Origin of the sequence: Streptomyces hirsutus (assembly GCF_001418415.1) — a bacterium.
GTDB classification, from domain to species: Bacteria; Actinomycetota; Actinomycetes; order Streptomycetales; family Streptomycetaceae; genus Streptomyces; species Streptomyces hirsutus.
On sequence record NZ_LIQT01000618.1, the window covers coordinates 1,324 to 1,742 of the forward strand.

General features: G+C 70.4%; 1 pseudogene. It reads right to left on the reverse strand.

Annotated features, from left to right (window positions below):
• Window positions 1–15: 15 nt before the first annotated feature.
• A pseudogene (locus AOK11_RS36000) lies at window positions 16–419 on the reverse strand (mannose-1-phosphate guanyltransferase); the annotation flags it as partial.

A 419-nucleotide genomic window follows, 5' to 3' on the forward strand; every position in this document is an offset into this window, starting at 1 on the left:
TTCGCCCGGTTCCGGCTACCGTCCGGCGCTGTCCACGACCGCTGCCCACTCGTCGAGCAGAGCCTGGGCGGAGGCGTCGTCGGGGCCCTCGGCCCACAGGTGGGTGACCGCCTCGGCCGGGTCGGGCAGCACCATCACCCAGCGGCCGTCGGCTTCCACCACGCGCACACCGTCAGTGGTGTCCACGAAGCGGTCACCGGCCTCCTCGACGACCCGCCGCATCACGAGTCCCTTGACCGCCCACGGGGTCGCCAGGTCACGCCTGATCACGTGCGCACGCGGGATACGCGCATCGATCTGGCTGAGCGTGAGCTGCGTCCTGGCCACCAGGCCGATGAGCCGGACAAAGGCCGCGGTGCCGTCGTAGACCCTGTTGAACTCCGGAACGATGAAACCGCCCTTGCCGTCGCCGCCGAAGA